Raw genomic sequence first — 17,528 nt, forward strand, 5'->3', positions numbered from 1 at the left:
GCAAAAAAGCCCTGACATCAGTCAGGGCTTTCTGTTTTTTGGTACCCGAGGCCAGACTTGAACTGGCACGCTGTTACCAGCGAGGGATTTTAAATCCCTTGTGTCTACCGATTCCACCACTCGGGCAAACTCTTTACATTAACGACGGGAATCATGTCATTAATACTTTATATCTATGGAGGCGCGACCCGGAGTCGAACCGAGATCGACGGATTTGCAATCCGTAGCATAGCCATTCTGCCATCGCGCCCAAACTGCCAAATTTATTAAAATTTGGAGCGACATATCGGGTTCGAACCGATGACCTATACCTTGGCAAGGTATCGCTCTACCAACTGAGCTAATGTCGCCTATCATTGCGCTTAATCATTTGAACTCATGCTCGGCATGCTTTCCCCTGACTGCGGATTGGCATTCTACCGATTTAGACCTCAGAGTCAATCAACAATTTTTAAAAAATGATCTAAGCCGCATCGTTTGCCCAATAAACCGCCACACCTCAGTAAAGTTGATGTTTCATTCATCAATTTAGGCTTTGTACCGATACTGATGCCGATGCTACCGCTAATTAAACGCGGCAGATAAACAGGAGTTCATAATGAGTTATGGAGTCGAGTCCAATAAAATTGTAGAAGTATAGAAAAACAAAAGCGCCCTATTTGGCGCTTTATTCAAAGGTTAGGCAAAGTTATTAATCACTCAAGCAAAAACTACGTGGGCAATTTACGCAGGTAGTGATAGCGTCGTTAAACCTAACATAGTTTGCATTACGCCAACCACTTGGCAACTGTAACCAAATTCGTTGTCATACCATACATAAAGAATGGCACGCTTGCCTTCTGCAATAGTCGCTTGTGAATCAACCACACCCGCGTAGCGAGAACCGACTAAATCGCTCGATACAATCTCAGTAGAGTCTGTGTAGTCAATTTGATTTTGCAGTGGTGATTGTAGCGCCGTATCTTTCAGATACTCGTTCAGCTCATCTTTACTGGTTTCAGCATTCAGGTTCATGCTGATGATCGCCATAGAGACGTTAGGCGTCGGCACACGAATCGCGTTACCTGTTAACTTACCGGCTAATGCAGGCAAAGCTTTAGCAACCGCTTTTGCTGCCCCCGTTTCAGTGATCACCATGTTTAATGGTGCACTACGGCCACGACGGTCAGCGGTATGATAGTTATCAATCAGGTTTTGATCGTTGGTATAAGAATGAATCGTTTCAACGTGACCATTCTCGATACCATATTTATCATTCACAGCTTTCAGTACTGGCGTAATAGCATTGGTGGTACAACTCGCCGCAGAAACAATAATGTCTTCTGGGGTAATATCGCCTTCGTTCACACCGTAAACAATGTTCTTAATCGCGCCTTTTGCAGGAGCCGTCAGTAATACTTTGCTGGCACCTGGGCTCTTAAGGTGTAAACCAAGACCCGCTTCATCTTTCCAAATACCCGTGTTATCAACAATCAATGCATCATTGATGTCGTATTTAGTGTAATCCACTTCGTCGGGTGAATTAGCATAGATCACTTGGATATAAGTGCCATTGGCTATGATGGCGTTGTTCTCTTCGTCAACTTCAACAGAACCATTGAAAGGACCATGGACTGAGTCACGACGCAGTAAACTCGCGCGTTTTTCTAAATCGCCTTTCTTACCGCCACGTAAAACGATAGCGCGTAACCTTAACTTATTGCTGCGACCTGTGCGTTCAATCAGCAAGCGTGCCAATAAGCGACCGATACGGCCAAAACCATAAAGCACGACGTCACACGGCGCGACATCATCGGCATGGTCGATAGCATCGGCCAATTCTTTTGCCATATAGCTTTCAATTTCGCTGACATCAGTATGGTCGCGCCAGTAATTGACAGCGAGTTTACCAATATCCACTTTACATTGTTTAACTGCGAGTTTGCTCAAAGCTTGAACGAAGGGGAAACTCTCGCGTAAACGTAATTTTTCACCGACATGACGACGAACTAAACGGTGCGCTTTAATGATTTCAATCGTAGAAGCATTGAGTAACGGCTTGCCGTAGACCACGACTTCAACGCCTTGGTTACGGTACAACTTGCCTAACAAAGGCTGCATCGCCTCTGCCATTTCAAAACGTTCTTGCCAACTTTGTAGGTGTTTATCAGCGCTCATTTACAGATCCTTTATCTCACTTTTCAATAAAATGTACTGAAAGGTTTGAGTAACATGACGAAAAGACCAATAATCTAATGCGGGTTTTAGGGAAAACCCTGTTTTGGTCGGCGCCATTGTAATGAAAGTCGCGCTTTGTTGCCAGTAAGATATTTTCTGTAAATCTGTAATTTTATTAGAAAAATTATCGTTTGGAGAGTGTTTTGAGACAAAATCTAGTAATAATTACATCATTTACCTTAGGGATGAGCTTTTTCGGTCTTTTCGGTTGTGATAATGACCGAAATATCTCAGCAATTTGTAAAAATAATCCTGAAATTTGTGCCGATTTGCATAAGGATAGCTGGTGTTTGACTGAAAAGACCAAACTTATCCAAAACCGCTACAAGTTAAAAGACAACGAAAACCTCACAGGTAAGCAGCTCTACTCACAATTAACCTACCTTGAGGATTACAGCCGTTGCATTGAACTCGCCTCTGGCGTTCAGCATATCATCCACACCAATCGCACAGCTGATAGAGCCAGAGCCTTTAGACTAAGCACTCAAAATTTAAGTTTACTACAAGATCAAACCCGTGAACGGCAAGACCCTTTTATGTCCTATTACCAATGGACTCGCTTTGGCGATACCGCAGCGTTAAATAGATTATTAGAACAGGAAAACGCCGGCGAAGTGACTGATCCCTTTCTACTTGCCCAAGTCGCAACCTATTACAGCAATCGAAATGCCATCAAAGCGCAACAACTCTATCTTAAAGTCTTTGCGGAGATCCAATACGATGATTTCGACGTTAACTGGTTACTTGGGCTCGCATCTGCCTATCGCCAGCAACAGGTTTTAGATAAATCCTATATGCTGACGAAAGCAAATTTACTACTTACGCAGCAGAAGTATTCTGAAGAAAAAATGCTAGCCTTGCTCGATGGCAATAAAACGCTGGCGACTGAACTCGATTTAAAAGCCCAAGCCCTAATTGATGTGTTAAAAAAGGGCACTTATTCTATGAGTCCAGTAAGACAATGGCTTGATCCTCAAGCGGTTGCCCAAGCGCCAACTGAAACCGAGGCTGTGCTGCCTGCGCCAGTCGAAAAAACAGACTAAGCAATCGATGGCAAAATGTTTGCCATCTTGTAATTTTTTACCCAATAAACGCGTAAAAAATGGCGATTTCGCGACCGATGTAAAAAAAATACCTAATTTGTTAATCAAGACAGCGGTAAAATGCCGATTTAACTTGACGATAGCTGTCAGTTTGGTAATTTTACTACCAGTTGAATTTTATAATCACCAGAGGGATATGAGATGACTATCCGTGTAGCAATAAATGGCTATGGCCGTATCGGTAGAAACGTATTACGCGCCTTGTACGAAAGCGAAAAAGCTTACCCAATCAAGATTGTCGCTATTAATGATTTAGGCGATGCTTCAATCAACGCTCACCTGACAAAATACGATTCTGTTCATGGTCGTTTCAATGCCAAGGTTGACCATGATGCCGAAGCTATTTATGTGAATGGCGATAAGATCCTCACTTTCCAAGAACGTGATCCTGCAAAACTGCCATGGGCAGAGCTACAGGTTGACGTGGTTTTCGAATGTACCGGTATCTTCACTTCTAAAGAAACCGTTCAACCACATTTAACCGCTGGCGCGAAGAAAGTGATTATTTCTGCTCCAGGCAAAAACGTCGATGCCACAGTTGTTTACGGTGTGAACAACAACGTGCTGACGTCAGACATGACAGTGATTTCAAATGCTTCTTGTACAACAAACTGTTTAGCCCCTTTTGCTAAGCCGTTAAATGACGAGATTGGTATAGAATCAGGCCTGATGACCACCATTCACGCTTATACCAACGATCAACGTTTATCTGACGTGTACCACACAGATTTACGTCGTGCCCGTGCTGCGGCACTGTCAATGATCCCAACTAAAACTGGCGCAGCTGCAGCTGTAGGTTTGGTTGTACCTGAATTACAAGGTAAGTTCGACGGTTTAGCGGTTCGTGTACCTACAGTTAACGTATCACTCGTGGATTTATCTTTCATCGCTGCCCGTGACACGACAGTTGAAGAAGTGAATGCCATTATCGAACGCGCTGCCAGCGTTGCGCCATTGAGCGAAGTGTTAGCGGTAAACAAAGAGCCATTGGTGTCTATCGACTTTAACCACAATGCGTTTTCTTCAAACTTTGACGCAACTCAAACCCGTGTAAACGGTCGTTTAGTGAAAGTGATGTCTTGGTATGATAACGAGTGGGGATTCAGTAACCGTATGTTAGATAACGCGGTTGCACTGATGAACGCAAAGTAATCTAGTCACTAGATTCCGCGTTACTCAATTAAGCCTCGCATTTGCGGGGCTTTTTATTACCTTAGTTTTAATAAAAACAACAGACATAAAAATCCCCACGCTATGGCGGGGATTTTTATTACGCTGAAGAAAAGCTAAATAATGGGCTTAGGCATTACCCTTCACTTTCATATTCAGTGTCTTGGCAAAATCCAGCATACGCGTCAGTGGGATAAGCGCTTTAACTCTTAAGTCTTCATCCACAAAAATCTCATGGGTGGTTTTATCGCTGTCGGCGAGTGACGCTTCAATGGCCTGCAAACCGTTCATCGCCATCCAAGGACAGTGGGCACAGCTCTTACAGGTTGCGCCATTTCCGCCGGTTGGCGCTTCAATTAAAATTTTACCTGGCGCCGCCTGCTGCATTTTATAAAAAATGCCGCGATCGGTTGCCACGATAAAACGCTCATTTGGCATGGTCTGCGCTGCTTTAATCAGTTGACTGGTCGAGCCAACTGCATCGGCCATCGCCACCACACTGGCTGGCGACTCAGGATGCACAAGGATAGCTGCATCGGGGTAAACGCTTTTCATATCGCGCAGCGCGTTCGATTTAAACTCGTCGTGAACGATACAATCGCCCTGCCACATCAACATGTCGGCGCCCGTCTGCTTGGCAATATAGCTGCCTAAATGACGGTCTGGTCCCCAAATGATCTTTTTGCCTTCGCTGTCTAAGTGCTCAACGATTTCAAGGGCAATACTGGAGGTCACCACCCAATCGGCGCGCGCTTTAACCGCAGCCGAGGTATTGGCGTAAACCACCACAGTATGATCTGGGTGCGCGTCGCAGAAAGCGCTGAACTTATCAATCGGACAACCTAAATCCAATGAACAGGTCGCTTCAAGGGTCGGCATTAAAATGGTTTTTTCTGGGCTTAAAATCTTGGCGGTTTCGCCCATAAACTTGACCCCAGCAACGATTAAGGTTTTTGCTGGGTGATCGCGGCCAAAACGCGCCATTTCTAAGGAGTCTGAAACGCAGCCGCCAGTCTCTTCGGCAAGGGCTTGGATTTCAGGATCGGTATAATAGTGGGCAACCAGAACGGCATCTTTTTCAATGAGCAGTTGTTTGATACGCGCCTTGTAATCGGCTTTTTGCGCATCGGACAAAGGCACTGGTTTAGGCGGAAACGGGTAATCAATGGTTTCTATTGTTGGAGCAAATGGGCTGGGGGCTAACTGACTCATAACACATCCATCAGGATAACTACGTTCGGGAATTATACGTAATCGGGATCAAAAGATTAACCCATTTGTGCAAAGCAAATAAAAAAGGACGCTTTTAGCGTCCTTTTAGTGTCAGTTATTCGTGCCAGCGGCTTAGCGCATCGCTAATAACATCTCTTGAGGCTGTTCAAGATACTGTTTCCACAGATTACAGAAGCGAGCAATCGTACCGCCATCGATCACTCTATGGTCACCTGACCAGCTCACTTGCATGATTTGGCGAGCTTCGACTTCCCCTTTCGCGTTAAAGCGCGGTAGGGTTTGCAACTTACCTAAGGCCACAATCGCCACCTCAGGTTTGTTGATAATAGGCGTCGCCACTGTGCCACCTAAGGCGCCAATGTTAGAGATGGAAATCGTGCCGTCTTTCAGATCCGCTGGCGCCACGCGGCCGCTGCGGGCTGCTTGGGTCAGGCGGGTGATTTCTGCGGCCACTTCTAAAATGCTCTTATCCTGCACATCTTTGATGTTGGGCACCAAGAGACCGACTTTAGAATCCACCGCCATGCCGATATTGTGACGTGCCTTGTAAGTTAGTTCAGTGCAATCCGCATTCACTTGACTGTTCATCACAGGGAACTGACTTAACGCGAGCGACATTGACTTCATGAAGAAAGGCATCATGGTCAGCTTCACTTCATCTGACGAATACTTCACTTTCATGCTTTCACGCAGTGCAACTAAGTCTGTTAAATCAAACTCTTCACAATAGGTAAAGTGCGGAATGCTCGACACAGATTCCACCATCATGCGTGCCATCACAGCTTTTACGCCGCGAATAGGCTCAACCGTGTCAGCGCGTTGAGTCACTGTAGATGTTGGAACTTGGGTTTGAGATGCTTGAGTCGCTTGAACTGGCGCCTCTTTTACCTGAGCCACACTTGGAGCAGAAACATTGCTCGCGCCTTGTTGGAAGCGAGTGATGTCTTCCTTATACACACGGCCGTGCTTTCCTGTGCCAGGTACTTGGCTCAAATCGATATCTAACGACCGCGCCATGCGACGAACTGCGGGGCTGGCTAAGGCTTTACCTTGGCGAGCAGGCTCTGCATTCACAATCTGCGCTGCAGGTGCGGCATTGGCCACAGTATCTGTATTTATTGTCGCCGCAGGTGCAGAAGCCGTCTGTTCAACTTCAATGGCAAATAAAGGCGCATGTACTTTAGCTAGCTGACCTTTGCGATAATGCAGTTTGGCAATTTTACCCGCTTTAATGGCAGGAATTTGCACCAGCGCTTTATCTGTCATCACGTCGGCAATCGGTTGATCTTCCTCAACCCAATCACCTTCGCTCACTAACCATTCAACTAGCTCACATTCAACAATGCCTTCGCCGATATCCGGTAGTAAGAATTCTTCAATGCTGACAGATGAACTGGATGACGTGGTCGCGTTTGTTACTGCCACTGGCTCAGTCACTTTTGCAGTCGTCGCAGCAGGTTCAGCCGTAACAGATTCGCCTGCAATTTCAACGGCATAGAGCGGCGCATGCACTTTCGCAATATCGCCCTTGGCGTAATACAGCTTAGTGACTACGCCCGCAAAAGGCGCTGGGATTTGAACAAGTGCTTTGTCTGTCATCACATCGGCAATAGGTTGGTCTTCAACGACTGTGTCGCCTTCTTTGACCAGCCATTCAACCAACTCACACTCCACAACACCTTCGCCAATATCCGGCAAAATAAAATCTTTAATCATACCGGACTCCTAGAAGGTCACTGATGCTTTGATGGCTTCAAACGTTTTGAATGCATCTGGCATGTATTCTTTTTCATGAATGAGTGGGTACGGGGTATCTAAACCACAAACGCGGCTGATGGGCGACTCTAGATACAAGAAGCATTCTTGCTGAATCGTCGCCGCTATCTCACCAGCAAAGCCACCGGTTAATGGCGCTTCATGGTTGACCAGTAAACGTCCGGTCTTTTTGACTGAATCGGCAACAGTATCGATATCCCAGGGTGACAAGGTGCGTAAATCGATAACTTCACAGGAGATCCCTTCTTTAGCGGCCATATCGGCGGCTTTTTCAAGGATTTCCATTTGCGCGCCCCACGCCACTAAGGTGATGTCTTTACCTTCGCGAACCACTTCAGCCTTACCCAGTTCAATTTCATAATCGCCCGCTGGCACTTCGCCAACCGATGCACGATATAAACGCTTAGGCTCAAAGAAGATCACCGGATTTTTGTCACGGATTGACGCCAACAGCAGGCCTTTGGCTTGCTCAGGGTTGCGTGGCACAACGACTTTTAACCCCGGCGTCTGGGTAAAATAGGCTTCAGGTGATTGTGAGTGATAATGTCCGCCCGCAATACCGCCGCCATAGGGCGTACGGAACACTAATCCACCGACATCGAACTCATTACCGCTACGGTAACGGAACTTAGCCGACTCGTTGACGATTTGATCAAACGCCGGAAAGATATAATCGGCGAATTGAATTTCAGCCACAGCGGTCATGCCATTGGAGGCTAAACCATTGGCAAAACCGGCAATACCTTGCTCTGTCAGCGGCGTATTAAAGCAGCGATCGCGCCCGAATTTTTCTTGAAGACCGGAGGTGGCGCGAAATACCCCGCCAAAGTGGCCCACATCTTCACCAAAAACCACCATGCGTTCATCGGCTTGCATGGCAATCGACAAGGCCTCATTGACGGCCTGTAACATATTCATTTCAGCCACGGCTTATAGTCTCCCTGCACTTTTTGGATAGGCTTGCGGATATTTCTTGATATGTTCTTTAAGCTCGGCGAGTTGCTTTTTCAGCACTGGCGTCGGCTTGTCGTACACATCTTCAATAATTTCATCCAGCATAGGCACAGGAATTTTTTCAGCCACTTTTACCGCAGCCAATACTTCTTCACGATATTTCTCATGCAGTTTCACATCATCCGCTTCAGCCAACCAACCTTTGTTGATAAGCCATAATTTGAAGCGTTTAACCGGATCGTGTTGCTGCCACTTGGCTTCTTCATCTTTCGAGCGATAACCTGAGGGATCGTCTGAAGAAGAGTGCGCGCCGAGACGGTAAGTCATGGCTTCAATCAGCACAGGCGCATTATGCTCAATCGCATAGGCACGGGCTTGCTGGGTTGCCGCTAACACGGCCAACATGTCATTGCCGTCTACACGAATGGTGTGCATGCCATAACCCACACCGCGGCTGGCAATACCGTTTCCAGCAAACTGCTCTTCAGTGGGGGTAGAAATCGCGTAGCCATTGTTACGACAGAAGAAAATCATTGGGCATTTCAGTACCGCGGCCATGTTGAGGCCAGCATGAAAATCCCCTTCCGATGCAGCGCCTTCGCCAAAATAGCAAACCGCGACTTTGCGCTTACCTTGCATTTTTAAGCTGTAGCCCACACCAGTCGCCTGCGGGATTTGCGTGGCTAACGGTGACGAAATCGTTTGATAATGCAATGCCGCACTGCCGTAATGGATTGGCATTTGGCGACCTTTACCAAGATCTTTCTCGTTACTGAACATCTGATTCATAAACTGTTCAGTGGTAAAGCCGCGATAACGCAGCGCCGCATGCTCACGATATTGTGCGAGGATCACATCTTCTTGATCGAGTGCGGCCACACTGCCGACAATCGCCGCTTCTTCACCCGTACAGGTCATGTAGAAGCTGATGCGTCCTTGGCGCTGGGCACCAAGCATACGTTCATCAAGTACCCGAGTGAATACACAGGTATCGTAAATTTTAGTGGCTAAGGTTTCATCTATCACAGGCAAAACCGCGGTTTCATAAGTGGTGCCGTCGGCTTGTAGAATTCGAAGGATAGGAATGTGTAGCGATGCCTTATCCAAGAAGCCGACACGGTGCACTGTATCAGTGTTGAGTGTTGCTTTGCTCATATTGTGCTCTTGTTATCTCATTACGCATCAAAGCGTTTTGATGCGTCTGTTTATACGAATATGCCCGACGAACATTACGTTAACGTAAACTACCTATCAACCATTGGCATAGCTCAAACCACAAGTTATCCCTGCCACGCATGTATATATTGCTTTACAAGCCTAACGCACGTCCGCATTCACGGCAGGAATCAGGCAAATCACAGTGCGATTACCAATAGGCACTTTGGCATTAGGGAACACGACAGACTCAAACTCGTGCTCCACTTTAATTTCTTGCCCACCTTCCCGCGCTAAAACAAAGCCCTTCGGGAAAGATCTGAAGTTTTCGACATCCGTTGCGAAGGTAAATTCAAAATCATCGAAATGTTTATTGATAACGCGGCACACTTGGTACAAGTTGACCTTATCGGCATCAAATGCATCTAGCTCCAACGGCTTAGCGGTGATCAAGCGCATGAACATTTCATGGGTGGCGATAAAACGCGTCATGTCGTTCTGCCCCATGGGATACACTTTACCAAGCTCAATGGTAAAGGCATCAGCGCCGTAACGTTCAGAAGAAAAATAGCTGAAGGTCGTGGTCGGTTCGTGGTGGAAAAGTACTGTATCGACGCCGCTTGCGGCTAAAAACATAATTTGCTCGCCGCTAAAGGCGCGCCCTGGACGATAGGGATAGATAGCGAACTTTTCATGCTTCGAGGCGCGCATCGCCGTGTGCAAATCATAATGGATGCGCTGACGTCCATCGGCAACCGCAGTATAAAAACGATCGACATAGGCTTCGAGTTTTTTCGCGCGTACTCGCTCAGGGTTCACTAACCCTGGTGGATTGGAATGCTCACCACTAAATAGACGATTCATGTTTTCGTCAATAATCCGCGTGCCGTTATTAATCGCTAATGGGTTACCAATGAGAAATAAAGTGCGCTGCTTTGCGATGATCTTTTGCTGTAGAAGTTGTTTAATTAAGCTATTGCAGAGTTCAATGGGCGCGGTCTCGTTACCGTGAACACCGCAGGAAAGCACAATATCTTTTCCTTCATTCTGTATTGGTTCGAAAACAATAACACCGGTATCCCACACTTCCACTTGAGTATGATCGCCTAAGTTAAATGAAAATTCGCCATCGAACTGTTCAGGATGGGCTAAGGTGAGCGCTAAAAAATCCTTTGAATCTAACAGAGCTTGTAACACAGAATTCTCCTTATAATGATGTGTAACAGTATTGGCGCAATAGCATAAGTACAGGCAGTAATAACCACTTAAGCATTTATCTCACCGCGGTTAGTCTCACTCGCACCTAAAAAACGGCTTCAATACTAACACATGTTTTTAGTGCTGTTCTCAGACATTTATTGCCGTAGGACCCAGTTTTAAGCGGAATGACATTCAACTAAGCTGATTGTTAAATTCTTAGGACATTCCCTAAGAATTTCCCATGATAAATATTCCAGCTTGAGGCTTGCTTTTGCACTCAAGTTTTATCACAATTCTTAGCCATCTAGACTTCTATTGGATTTAATTATGGCGTTAGCAACCTTTGGTGCCGGCTGTTTCTGGGGCGTAGAGTATTTTTTTAGACAAGTGAACGGCGTATCGAATGCCACCTGCGGCTATATGGGCGGCAATAATGCGGCGACAACCTATGAAGAAGTCAAAAAAGGCAAAACGGGCCATGCCGAAGTGGTGCAAGTGGAATTTGACCCTGCCCTTGTCAGTTATGAAGACTTGCTCGATGTATTTTGGAAAAACCACAATCCAACGAGTCTGAACATGCAAGGCGGAGATATTGGCACTCAATATCGCAGCACCATTTTCTTCCACGACCGAGAGCAAAAAGCGGCCGCAGAAGCCTCAAAATTAGCTTTTGCCCGCTCGGGGCGTTGGGGATTACGCCATATCGTCACTGAAATTGTGCCATTGCAACAGTTCCATGTTGCTGAGGAATATCATCAAAATTACATCGATAAGAATAACTTACCGAGTTGTCATATCGAGTACTAAATACGGTCAAATCAGCATGAGATCAACTACTCACAGCTGAATTAGACACAAACAAAAACGCACTCAAATCTGAGTGCGTTTGTTTTTGATACTTTATAAACCTACTACTGCATTAAGCGTTTAGCGCCTTATCAATTAATGCCTGCGCATCTTTGATGATCTCAGCCAAATGCTGCTCACTGATAAAACTTTCGCCGTAGATTTTAAATAACGCTTCAGTGCCCGATGGACGCGCCGCAAACCACCCATTAGCTGTGGTAACTTTGATGCCGCCAATCGCCGCATTATTGCCTGGCGCATGGGTTAACACGTTTTCGATTGTCTCACCTGCAAGCACAGTGGCATTTAAGGTATCGGCATTGAGCAAAGCAAACTTGGCTTTGTTTTCAAGACTGATTGGGCTATCGATACGCTTATAGAAACTTTGGCCAAATTGTTTTACTAACTCTTGGTGACGCTGACCTGGGGTTTTACCTGTCACCGCAAGAATTTCTGCCGCAAGTAACCCTAGAATAAAACCGTCTTTATCCGTACACCAAGTAGAGCCATCACGGCGTAAAAATGCCGCGCCAGCACTCTCTTCACCGCCAAAGGCGATTGTGGCTTCGGCTAAACCGTCGACAAACCACTTAAAGCCCACTGGCACTTCGAGTAACGTTTTGCCGTGGAAAGCACAGATTTTATCGATAAGCGCACTCGATACTAAGGTTTTACCTATGGCTAAGGTATCGCTCCAATCTGGTCTGTGTGTCAGTAAATAATCAATAGCGACCGCAAGATAATGATTCGGATCCATCAAACCCGTACCAGGGCAAACTATGCCGTGACGGTCATAATCGGGATCATTACCAAGGCATAAATCAAAGGATTCTTTATGGGCGAGTAACCCGGCCATCGCGTAGGGAGATGAGCAATCCATGCGGATTTTGCCGTCTTTATCCAGCGGCATAAAGCTAAAGCTTGGATCAACCTTATCATTGACTAAGGTGATATCGAGCCCATAACGCGCGGCAATCGGTGCCCAATAGAAAATCCCTGAACCACCGAGCGGGTCAACGCCGATACGCAGCTTAGCGTTGGCAATCGCCTGCATGTCGATAACATTTTCTAAATCAGCCACATAGGGCGTGATCAAATCAATGGCGTTAACATAGCCTGATGCCAGCGCTTTGGCATACGCTAATTTTTGCACGCCAGCTAACGCTTGGCGCAAGTAATCATTGGCCCGCGATTCAATCCAAGCCGTGATATTACCTTCGGCCGGTCCACCATGGGGTGGATTGTACTTGATGCCACCGTCCTGAGGAGGATTATGGGAAGGCGTAATGATCAAACCATCGGACAATGCCGCACCCGTAATATTGGCTTCGCGATTGGCGCAAATCACCCCATGGGAAACCACTGGCGTTGGCGTAAATCCATCGTTCTGTTGGATTTTCACTGTGACTTTATTTGCCGCCAGCACTTCAATGGCCGATAAATAAGCGGCGTAGGATAACGCATGAGTGTCAATCCCGAGGATCAACGGCCCATTGATATTCACCGATTGGCGATAATCCACCACAGCTTGGGTAATCGCCCAAATGTGTTGTTGGTTAAAACTGCCATTGAAGGCGCAGCCTCTGTGCCCAGAAGTGCCAAAGGTGACGCGTTGTTGTACGTCATCCATATTTGGCGTGATGCTGTAATAATGGCTCATCAGTTTTGGAATATTGACCAGATCCGTCTGATTAGCGATTTGTCCTGCCCTTTGATGTATTGCCACCTATGGCTCTCCTGCACTCAATTACAATTAGAAAAAGTAGAAAAATGTCGTACTAACTTGGCTCACCCGCGGATTAAACGCGCTCGGCGATGCCCGCTGCGACTGTCGCATCACAACCAAATTGCACTAAAACTTCCGATAAAATAGTGCGTTTCTTGGCGGTATTGTTGTTACTCGTTACCCAGAAACCACTTGCACCAATTTCTTTTGGGTTAGCCGAAGCACTCGCTTCGAGCAGTTGCTCCTTAGAGCGAGCAAAATACAAACGATCGCGCCCTTGGATCTGCAGAATTTGTGAGAATTGCTCTGGGGCTAATTGATACAAACTTTCGAGCAAAAACAGAAAACGCCCTACTGCGCCTTTTTGCTGCGATAACTGATGTTCATCGACTAAGCGACTAAAATCATTCACTGCTGGCACTGTTTGCGCCGCGACGGGCTGAATAGGTTCAGCTTCAAGGCTCGGTTGGCTAATCGCCAAAGGCTGGGGTTGTTCGACCGCATCGACGGACAGGCCGAGTAATCGACGAAGAATGTCAGAGGCGCTCTCACCAATACGTTCTGTTTTGCTGGCAATATGACGATAGAGCTCTTCATCTACTTCGATATATTTCATAACCTTAATTATCCTTTGTTATTCGACAGGCTTAACCGAAAAAAGTGTACCACAGCGATCGGGGCAGATCATTGCGATCTGTTACCAGTGTATCTATCTCTATCAATCTGATAAAGCGCCATTATTCTAAAAGTGCGGGAAATAGCACAGCAAACTAGCAGTTAATCGACAATTGCCGAAAAAGCACACAAGTTACTGGCCGCCCCCACTATAGAAATGGCAACTGACTTGTCAAGCCAACGGCATTAAGGGCACAATTCGCGTCACGCTAAGCTAAAAATCTCCAACAGGAATCACCATGAACTTTGTTTCCACAGGCCAAGGACCCGCAGTGCTCTTGATCCACGGCTTGTTCGGTAATCTAGATAACCTCAAAGGTCTAGGGCAAGTATTAGAAAATCAGTATCAAGTTATTCGTGTCGATGTGCCCAATCATGGTTTAAGTGAGCATTGGGATCAAATGGACTACCCTCGCCTCGTCACTGCAATGATCAGCTTGCTCGACGAACTGGCTATTGAACGCGCCCATATTGTGGGTCACTCCATGGGCGGTAAAATCGCCATGGCGACGGCGTTAGCCTTTCCAGAGCGCATTATCAGCATGGTGGCAGCCGATATCGCCCCCGTCGCCTATGAGCCAAGACACGACACAGTGTTTGCGGCATTAGAAAGCCTGCCCTTAGAAGGCCATACCGACAGACGCTTTGCCCTAAACCACTTAATTGACAATGGTATTGACGAAGCAACGGCACAATTTTTACTCAAAAATCTACAACGCACTGATACTGGCTTTCGTTGGAAAATGAACTTAAGTGGCCTAAAGGCTTGTTATCCTAATATTATTGGCTGGCAAAATCAGACACTAAATCCAGTACAAAGCTATGCTGGACCAAGTCTGTTTATTCGCGGCGGCGACTCAAATTATGTCACTAGCGAGCACAGAAGCGCTATCATGGCGCAATTCCCCGCGGCACAGGCAAAAACACTTGAAGGATGTGGTCATTGGTTGCATGCGCAAAAACCCGTCATTTTTAACCGGATCGTGTCTGAATTTATTGACAAACATTCAATGTAAATCAGCAGCAAACTCGACCGAAAGCATATGGCAGCCGCCATCTTGTTGTGATATATTCGCGCCTCTTTTGGCCTTAGAACACTCTCAAGGACTAAGAAAGTATGTTATCTCAGTACATGGAACAAATTGAAACCATCGGCCTGAACCTGTTTTTTGCCTCGATATTTTTCTTTATCGGCATGGCCATCCACGATGTGCTTAAACAAGGTAACGTGCCAAAATTTGGTCGATTTATTGTTTGGTTAGTGTTATTTCTCGGCTGCGCCGGGTTTATTGTAAAAGGTATTATCCAGATCACTTGGGAAGGCTCAGGGATCGGTTAACAATAAGAACATGGCAAAAGAAGCGACAGACAGAACCACTATTGACCTTTTTGCCAACGAAAAGCGCCGGGGCCGACCACGTAGCAATCCTTTGTCCCGTAGCCAACAGCTTAAGGTCAACAAACGCAATCAAATCCAGCGCGATAAAGCCAACGGATTAAAGCGAATAGAGTTAAAGGTGTCACAAGATTTGTATGACGCCTTGAATGAGCAGGCATTGGCCAGTAACATCAGCCGTAGCCAGTTAATCGAATTAATTCTTCAGCAACAAGTTGAGTGCTGAACGAGTACCAGCAAGATTAACCTAATAAGTGAACTAGACATTAAAGGATAGACAATGGCAACTGTAGGTCTTTTTTTCGGTAGCGACACAGGTAACACCGAAGCTGTAGCCAAGATGATCCAGAAAAAACTGGGTAAAAAAATGGTTGAGGTGAAAGATATCGCCAAAAGTACCAAAGAACAGATTGCAGAGTATGACTTGCTGCTGTTCGGCATCCCGACCTGGTATTACGGTGAAGCGCAATGTGACTGGGATGATTTCTTCCCTGAATTAGAGCAAATTGATTTTACTGACAAACTTGTCGCTATTTTTGGTTGTGGTGATCAAGAAGACTACGCTGAGTACTTCCTTGATGCCATGGGCATGGTTGGCGATATTGTTCAGGCCCGTGGTGGCATCATCATCGGCCATTGGCCAACTGCAAGCTACAATTTTGAAGCCTCTAAAGGTCAAGTCGATGACGACCACTTTATTGGTTTAGGTATCGATGAAGATCGCCAGCCAGAGCTGACTGAAGAACGTGTTGATGCTTGGGTTAAGCAAATTTACGAAGAAATGTGTTTAGCTGAATTAGAAGATTAATTCTGTTAACCATTTGATTAAAGCGGCTTAACGCCGCTTTTTTTATGCATATATTTCTGACTAAGAATAACGACATACCACACTCATGACCAACACAGCCCGCTCTAATCACTGGGATATTTTTTGCACCGTCGTTGATAACTACGGCGATATTGGCGTCACTTGGCGTTTAGCCAAACAAATAGCCAATGAGTATCAGATCCCCGTTAATTTGTGGGTCGATGACCTCGCAAGCTTCTCGCATATCTTACCGACACTCGATCCACTAAAAGCCACTCAAACCTTCAATGGTGTGAATATTATTCATTGGAAAGAGCCTTTGCCTATAAAGTTTGTTGCAGGAGCTGTGCTCATCGAAGCCTTTGCCTGTGAATTACCCGAACAGGTAAAAGCGCAGCTGGTTTATTTACATCAGAACGCCCCAAAATCTGTACCTGTCTGGCTGAATTTAGAGTATTTAAGTGCTGAAGATTGGGTTGAAGGCTGCCATGGTTTGCCATCGTTACAAGCCAATGGTTTGAAGAAGTATTTCTACTTTCCCGGTTTTAGCGCCAAAACGGGTGGACTCATTTGCGAGCAAAAGTTGTTTACCGAGCGTGATGCTTGGCAAGCTGATACTGCCAATAAATTGCAGCTTTTTACTAATCTAGGTCTTAAGGACATTCAGGCACAAGACACTGTTATTAGCGTTTTTAGCTATGAGACCGAGGCGCTACCCGCATTATGTGAGTTATGGCAGCAATCAGTAGAAAAAATCCATGCGCTGATCCCCAAGGGGCGTAGCTTAAACAGTCTGACGCATTTACTGCCATGTGAAATTGCCGCTCTAGTGCCGGGTCAACAGATAAATCATGGCAATTTAACCCTGCATATTTTACCTATGACTGACCAACAGGGGTTTGATCGCCTGCTCTGGAGCTGTGATTTTAATATCGTGCGCGGTGAAGATTCCTTTTTACGTGCCCAATGGGCCGCAAAACCCTTCATTTGGCACATTTATCCCCAAGAAGATGATTATCACCTCGTAAAATTAGAAGCTTTTCTCAAACTTTACTGCGATAATCTGCCACCTAAAATTGCTTGTTATTGGTCTGAATTGAATCTCGCGTTCAACCAAGCACAGCAATCAGCCGTGAGCCTTAACTGGCAAAACCTTAATCCTGTTAATTTGCCCTTGTTGCATCACCATGCTAAACAATGGCCAATTAATGCATTAAATGCTGCAGATCTCGCTACTCGACTAGTTCAGTTCGTTAAAAACAGCTAAGA

Annotated in this window: 16 protein-coding genes and 3 tRNA genes; 8 read left to right on the plus strand and 11 right to left on the minus strand. The window is 46.0% G+C overall.

Translation table 11 applies throughout. From position 1 onward, the window contains the following. Nucleotides 1–39 precede the first annotated feature (39 nt). The 4 genes from L5M29_RS03395 to L5M29_RS03410 all read right to left on the minus strand — a co-directional run bounded on the left by L5M29_RS03395 (nt 40) and on the right by L5M29_RS03410 (nt 2,157). A tRNA-Leu gene (locus L5M29_RS03395) sits at nt 40–126 on the minus strand. Nucleotides 127–176: 50 nt separating this feature from the next. Next, nucleotides 177–250, minus strand: a tRNA-Cys gene (locus L5M29_RS03400). Between the two features lie 24 nt (nt 251–274). After that, nucleotides 275–350: transfer RNA gene (locus tag L5M29_RS03405), tRNA-Gly, on the minus strand. 373 nt (nt 351–723) lie between these two features. Next, entirely contained in the window at nt 724–2,157 is a 1,434-nt protein-coding gene (locus L5M29_RS03410; RefSeq protein ID WP_263166235.1) for a glyceraldehyde-3-phosphate dehydrogenase, read from the minus strand. A 203-nt stretch (nt 2,158–2,360) separates the two neighbouring features. Here L5M29_RS03410 and L5M29_RS03415 point away from each other — a divergent pair, with 203 nt between their 5' ends. Together L5M29_RS03415 and gap are read left to right on the plus strand one after the other, a co-directional pair. After that, nucleotides 2,361–3,260 carry a DUF2989 domain-containing protein gene (locus L5M29_RS03415; protein WP_263166236.1) on the plus strand — a complete coding sequence of 300 codons (900 nt, stop codon included), beginning with the start codon at nt 2,361–2,363 and terminating at the stop codon, nt 3,258–3,260. A gap of 201 nt (nt 3,261–3,461) precedes the next feature. Further along, entirely contained in the window at nt 3,462–4,472 is a 1,011-nt protein-coding gene (gap, locus tag L5M29_RS03420; RefSeq protein ID WP_006081590.1) for a type I glyceraldehyde-3-phosphate dehydrogenase, read from the plus strand. A gap of 147 nt (nt 4,473–4,619) precedes the next feature. Here gap and nadA read toward each other — a convergent pair whose 3' ends face one another. From nadA to astE, 5 genes are all read right to left on the minus strand, one after another. Continuing rightward, a complete protein-coding gene (gene nadA, locus L5M29_RS03425; RefSeq protein ID WP_028759980.1) occupies nt 4,620–5,702 on the minus strand; it encodes a quinolinate synthase NadA in 1,083 nt (360 codons plus the stop codon). Nucleotides 5,703–5,834: 132 nt separating this feature from the next. Then, a complete protein-coding gene (locus L5M29_RS03430; RefSeq protein WP_168825257.1) occupies nt 5,835–7,439 on the minus strand; it encodes a dihydrolipoyllysine-residue acetyltransferase in 1,605 nt (534 codons plus the stop codon). A 9-nt stretch (nt 7,440–7,448) separates the two neighbouring features. Next, a complete protein-coding gene (locus tag L5M29_RS03435; RefSeq protein ID WP_012089197.1) occupies nt 7,449–8,426 on the minus strand; it encodes an alpha-ketoacid dehydrogenase subunit beta in 978 nt (325 codons plus the stop codon). Nucleotides 8,427–8,429: 3 nt separating this feature from the next. Beyond that, entirely contained in the window at nt 8,430–9,608 is a 1,179-nt protein-coding gene (locus L5M29_RS03440) for a thiamine pyrophosphate-dependent dehydrogenase E1 component subunit alpha (RefSeq protein ID WP_263166240.1), read from the minus strand. A 162-nt stretch (nt 9,609–9,770) separates the two neighbouring features. Next, nucleotides 9,771–10,805: a succinylglutamate desuccinylase gene (gene astE, locus L5M29_RS03445; RefSeq protein ID WP_028759984.1), complete on the minus strand. Its 1,035-nt coding sequence runs from the start codon at nt 10,803–10,805 to the stop codon at nt 9,771–9,773. A 330-nt stretch (nt 10,806–11,135) separates the two neighbouring features. On the opposite strand from astE, the gene msrA reads away from it, so the two are divergent. Next, a complete protein-coding gene (gene msrA / locus L5M29_RS03450; RefSeq protein WP_028759985.1) occupies nt 11,136–11,615 on the plus strand; it encodes a peptide-methionine (S)-S-oxide reductase MsrA in 480 nt (159 codons plus the stop codon). Between the two features lie 112 nt (nt 11,616–11,727). On the opposite strand, the gene pgm is transcribed toward msrA, so the two are convergent. Then, nucleotides 11,728–13,380: a phosphoglucomutase (alpha-D-glucose-1,6-bisphosphate-dependent) gene (pgm, locus tag L5M29_RS03455; RefSeq protein ID WP_263166242.1), complete on the minus strand. Its 1,653-nt coding sequence runs from the start codon at nt 13,378–13,380 to the stop codon at nt 11,728–11,730. Between the two features lie 73 nt (nt 13,381–13,453). Next, the gene (seqA, locus tag L5M29_RS03460) at nt 13,454–13,996 is read right to left on the minus strand and encodes a replication initiation negative regulator SeqA (RefSeq protein ID WP_219250445.1); all 543 of its coding nucleotides are present in this window, start codon (nt 13,994–13,996) and stop codon (nt 13,454–13,456) included. 298 nt (nt 13,997–14,294) lie between these two features. Between seqA and L5M29_RS03465 the strand changes: the two genes are divergently transcribed. The 5 genes from L5M29_RS03465 to earP all read left to right on the plus strand — a co-directional run bounded on the left by L5M29_RS03465 (nt 14,295) and on the right by earP (nt 17,526). Next, nucleotides 14,295–15,071 carry an alpha/beta fold hydrolase gene (locus L5M29_RS03465; RefSeq protein ID WP_263166244.1) on the plus strand — a complete coding sequence of 259 codons (777 nt, stop codon included), beginning with the start codon at nt 14,295–14,297 and terminating at the stop codon, nt 15,069–15,071. Between the two features lie 101 nt (nt 15,072–15,172). Then, entirely contained in the window at nt 15,173–15,394 is a 222-nt protein-coding gene (locus tag L5M29_RS03470; protein WP_006081578.1) for a DUF2788 domain-containing protein, read from the plus strand. Between the two features lie 10 nt (nt 15,395–15,404). Further along, the gene (gene ybfE, locus L5M29_RS03475; RefSeq protein ID WP_006081577.1) at nt 15,405–15,677 is read left to right on the plus strand and encodes a LexA regulated protein; all 273 of its coding nucleotides are present in this window, start codon (nt 15,405–15,407) and stop codon (nt 15,675–15,677) included. A 54-nt stretch (nt 15,678–15,731) separates the two neighbouring features. After that, nucleotides 15,732–16,259: a flavodoxin FldA gene (fldA, locus tag L5M29_RS03480; RefSeq protein ID WP_006081576.1), complete on the plus strand. Its 528-nt coding sequence runs from the start codon at nt 15,732–15,734 to the stop codon at nt 16,257–16,259. Between the two features lie 85 nt (nt 16,260–16,344). After that, a complete protein-coding gene (gene earP, locus L5M29_RS03485) occupies nt 16,345–17,526 on the plus strand; it encodes an elongation factor P maturation arginine rhamnosyltransferase EarP (protein WP_263166245.1) in 1,182 nt (393 codons plus the stop codon). Nucleotides 17,527–17,528 lie beyond the last annotated feature (2 nt).

The sequence above is a fragment of the Shewanella sp. SM95 genome (assembly GCF_025653595.1).
Lineage (GTDB): Bacteria > Pseudomonadota > Gammaproteobacteria > Enterobacterales > Shewanellaceae > Shewanella > Shewanella oncorhynchi.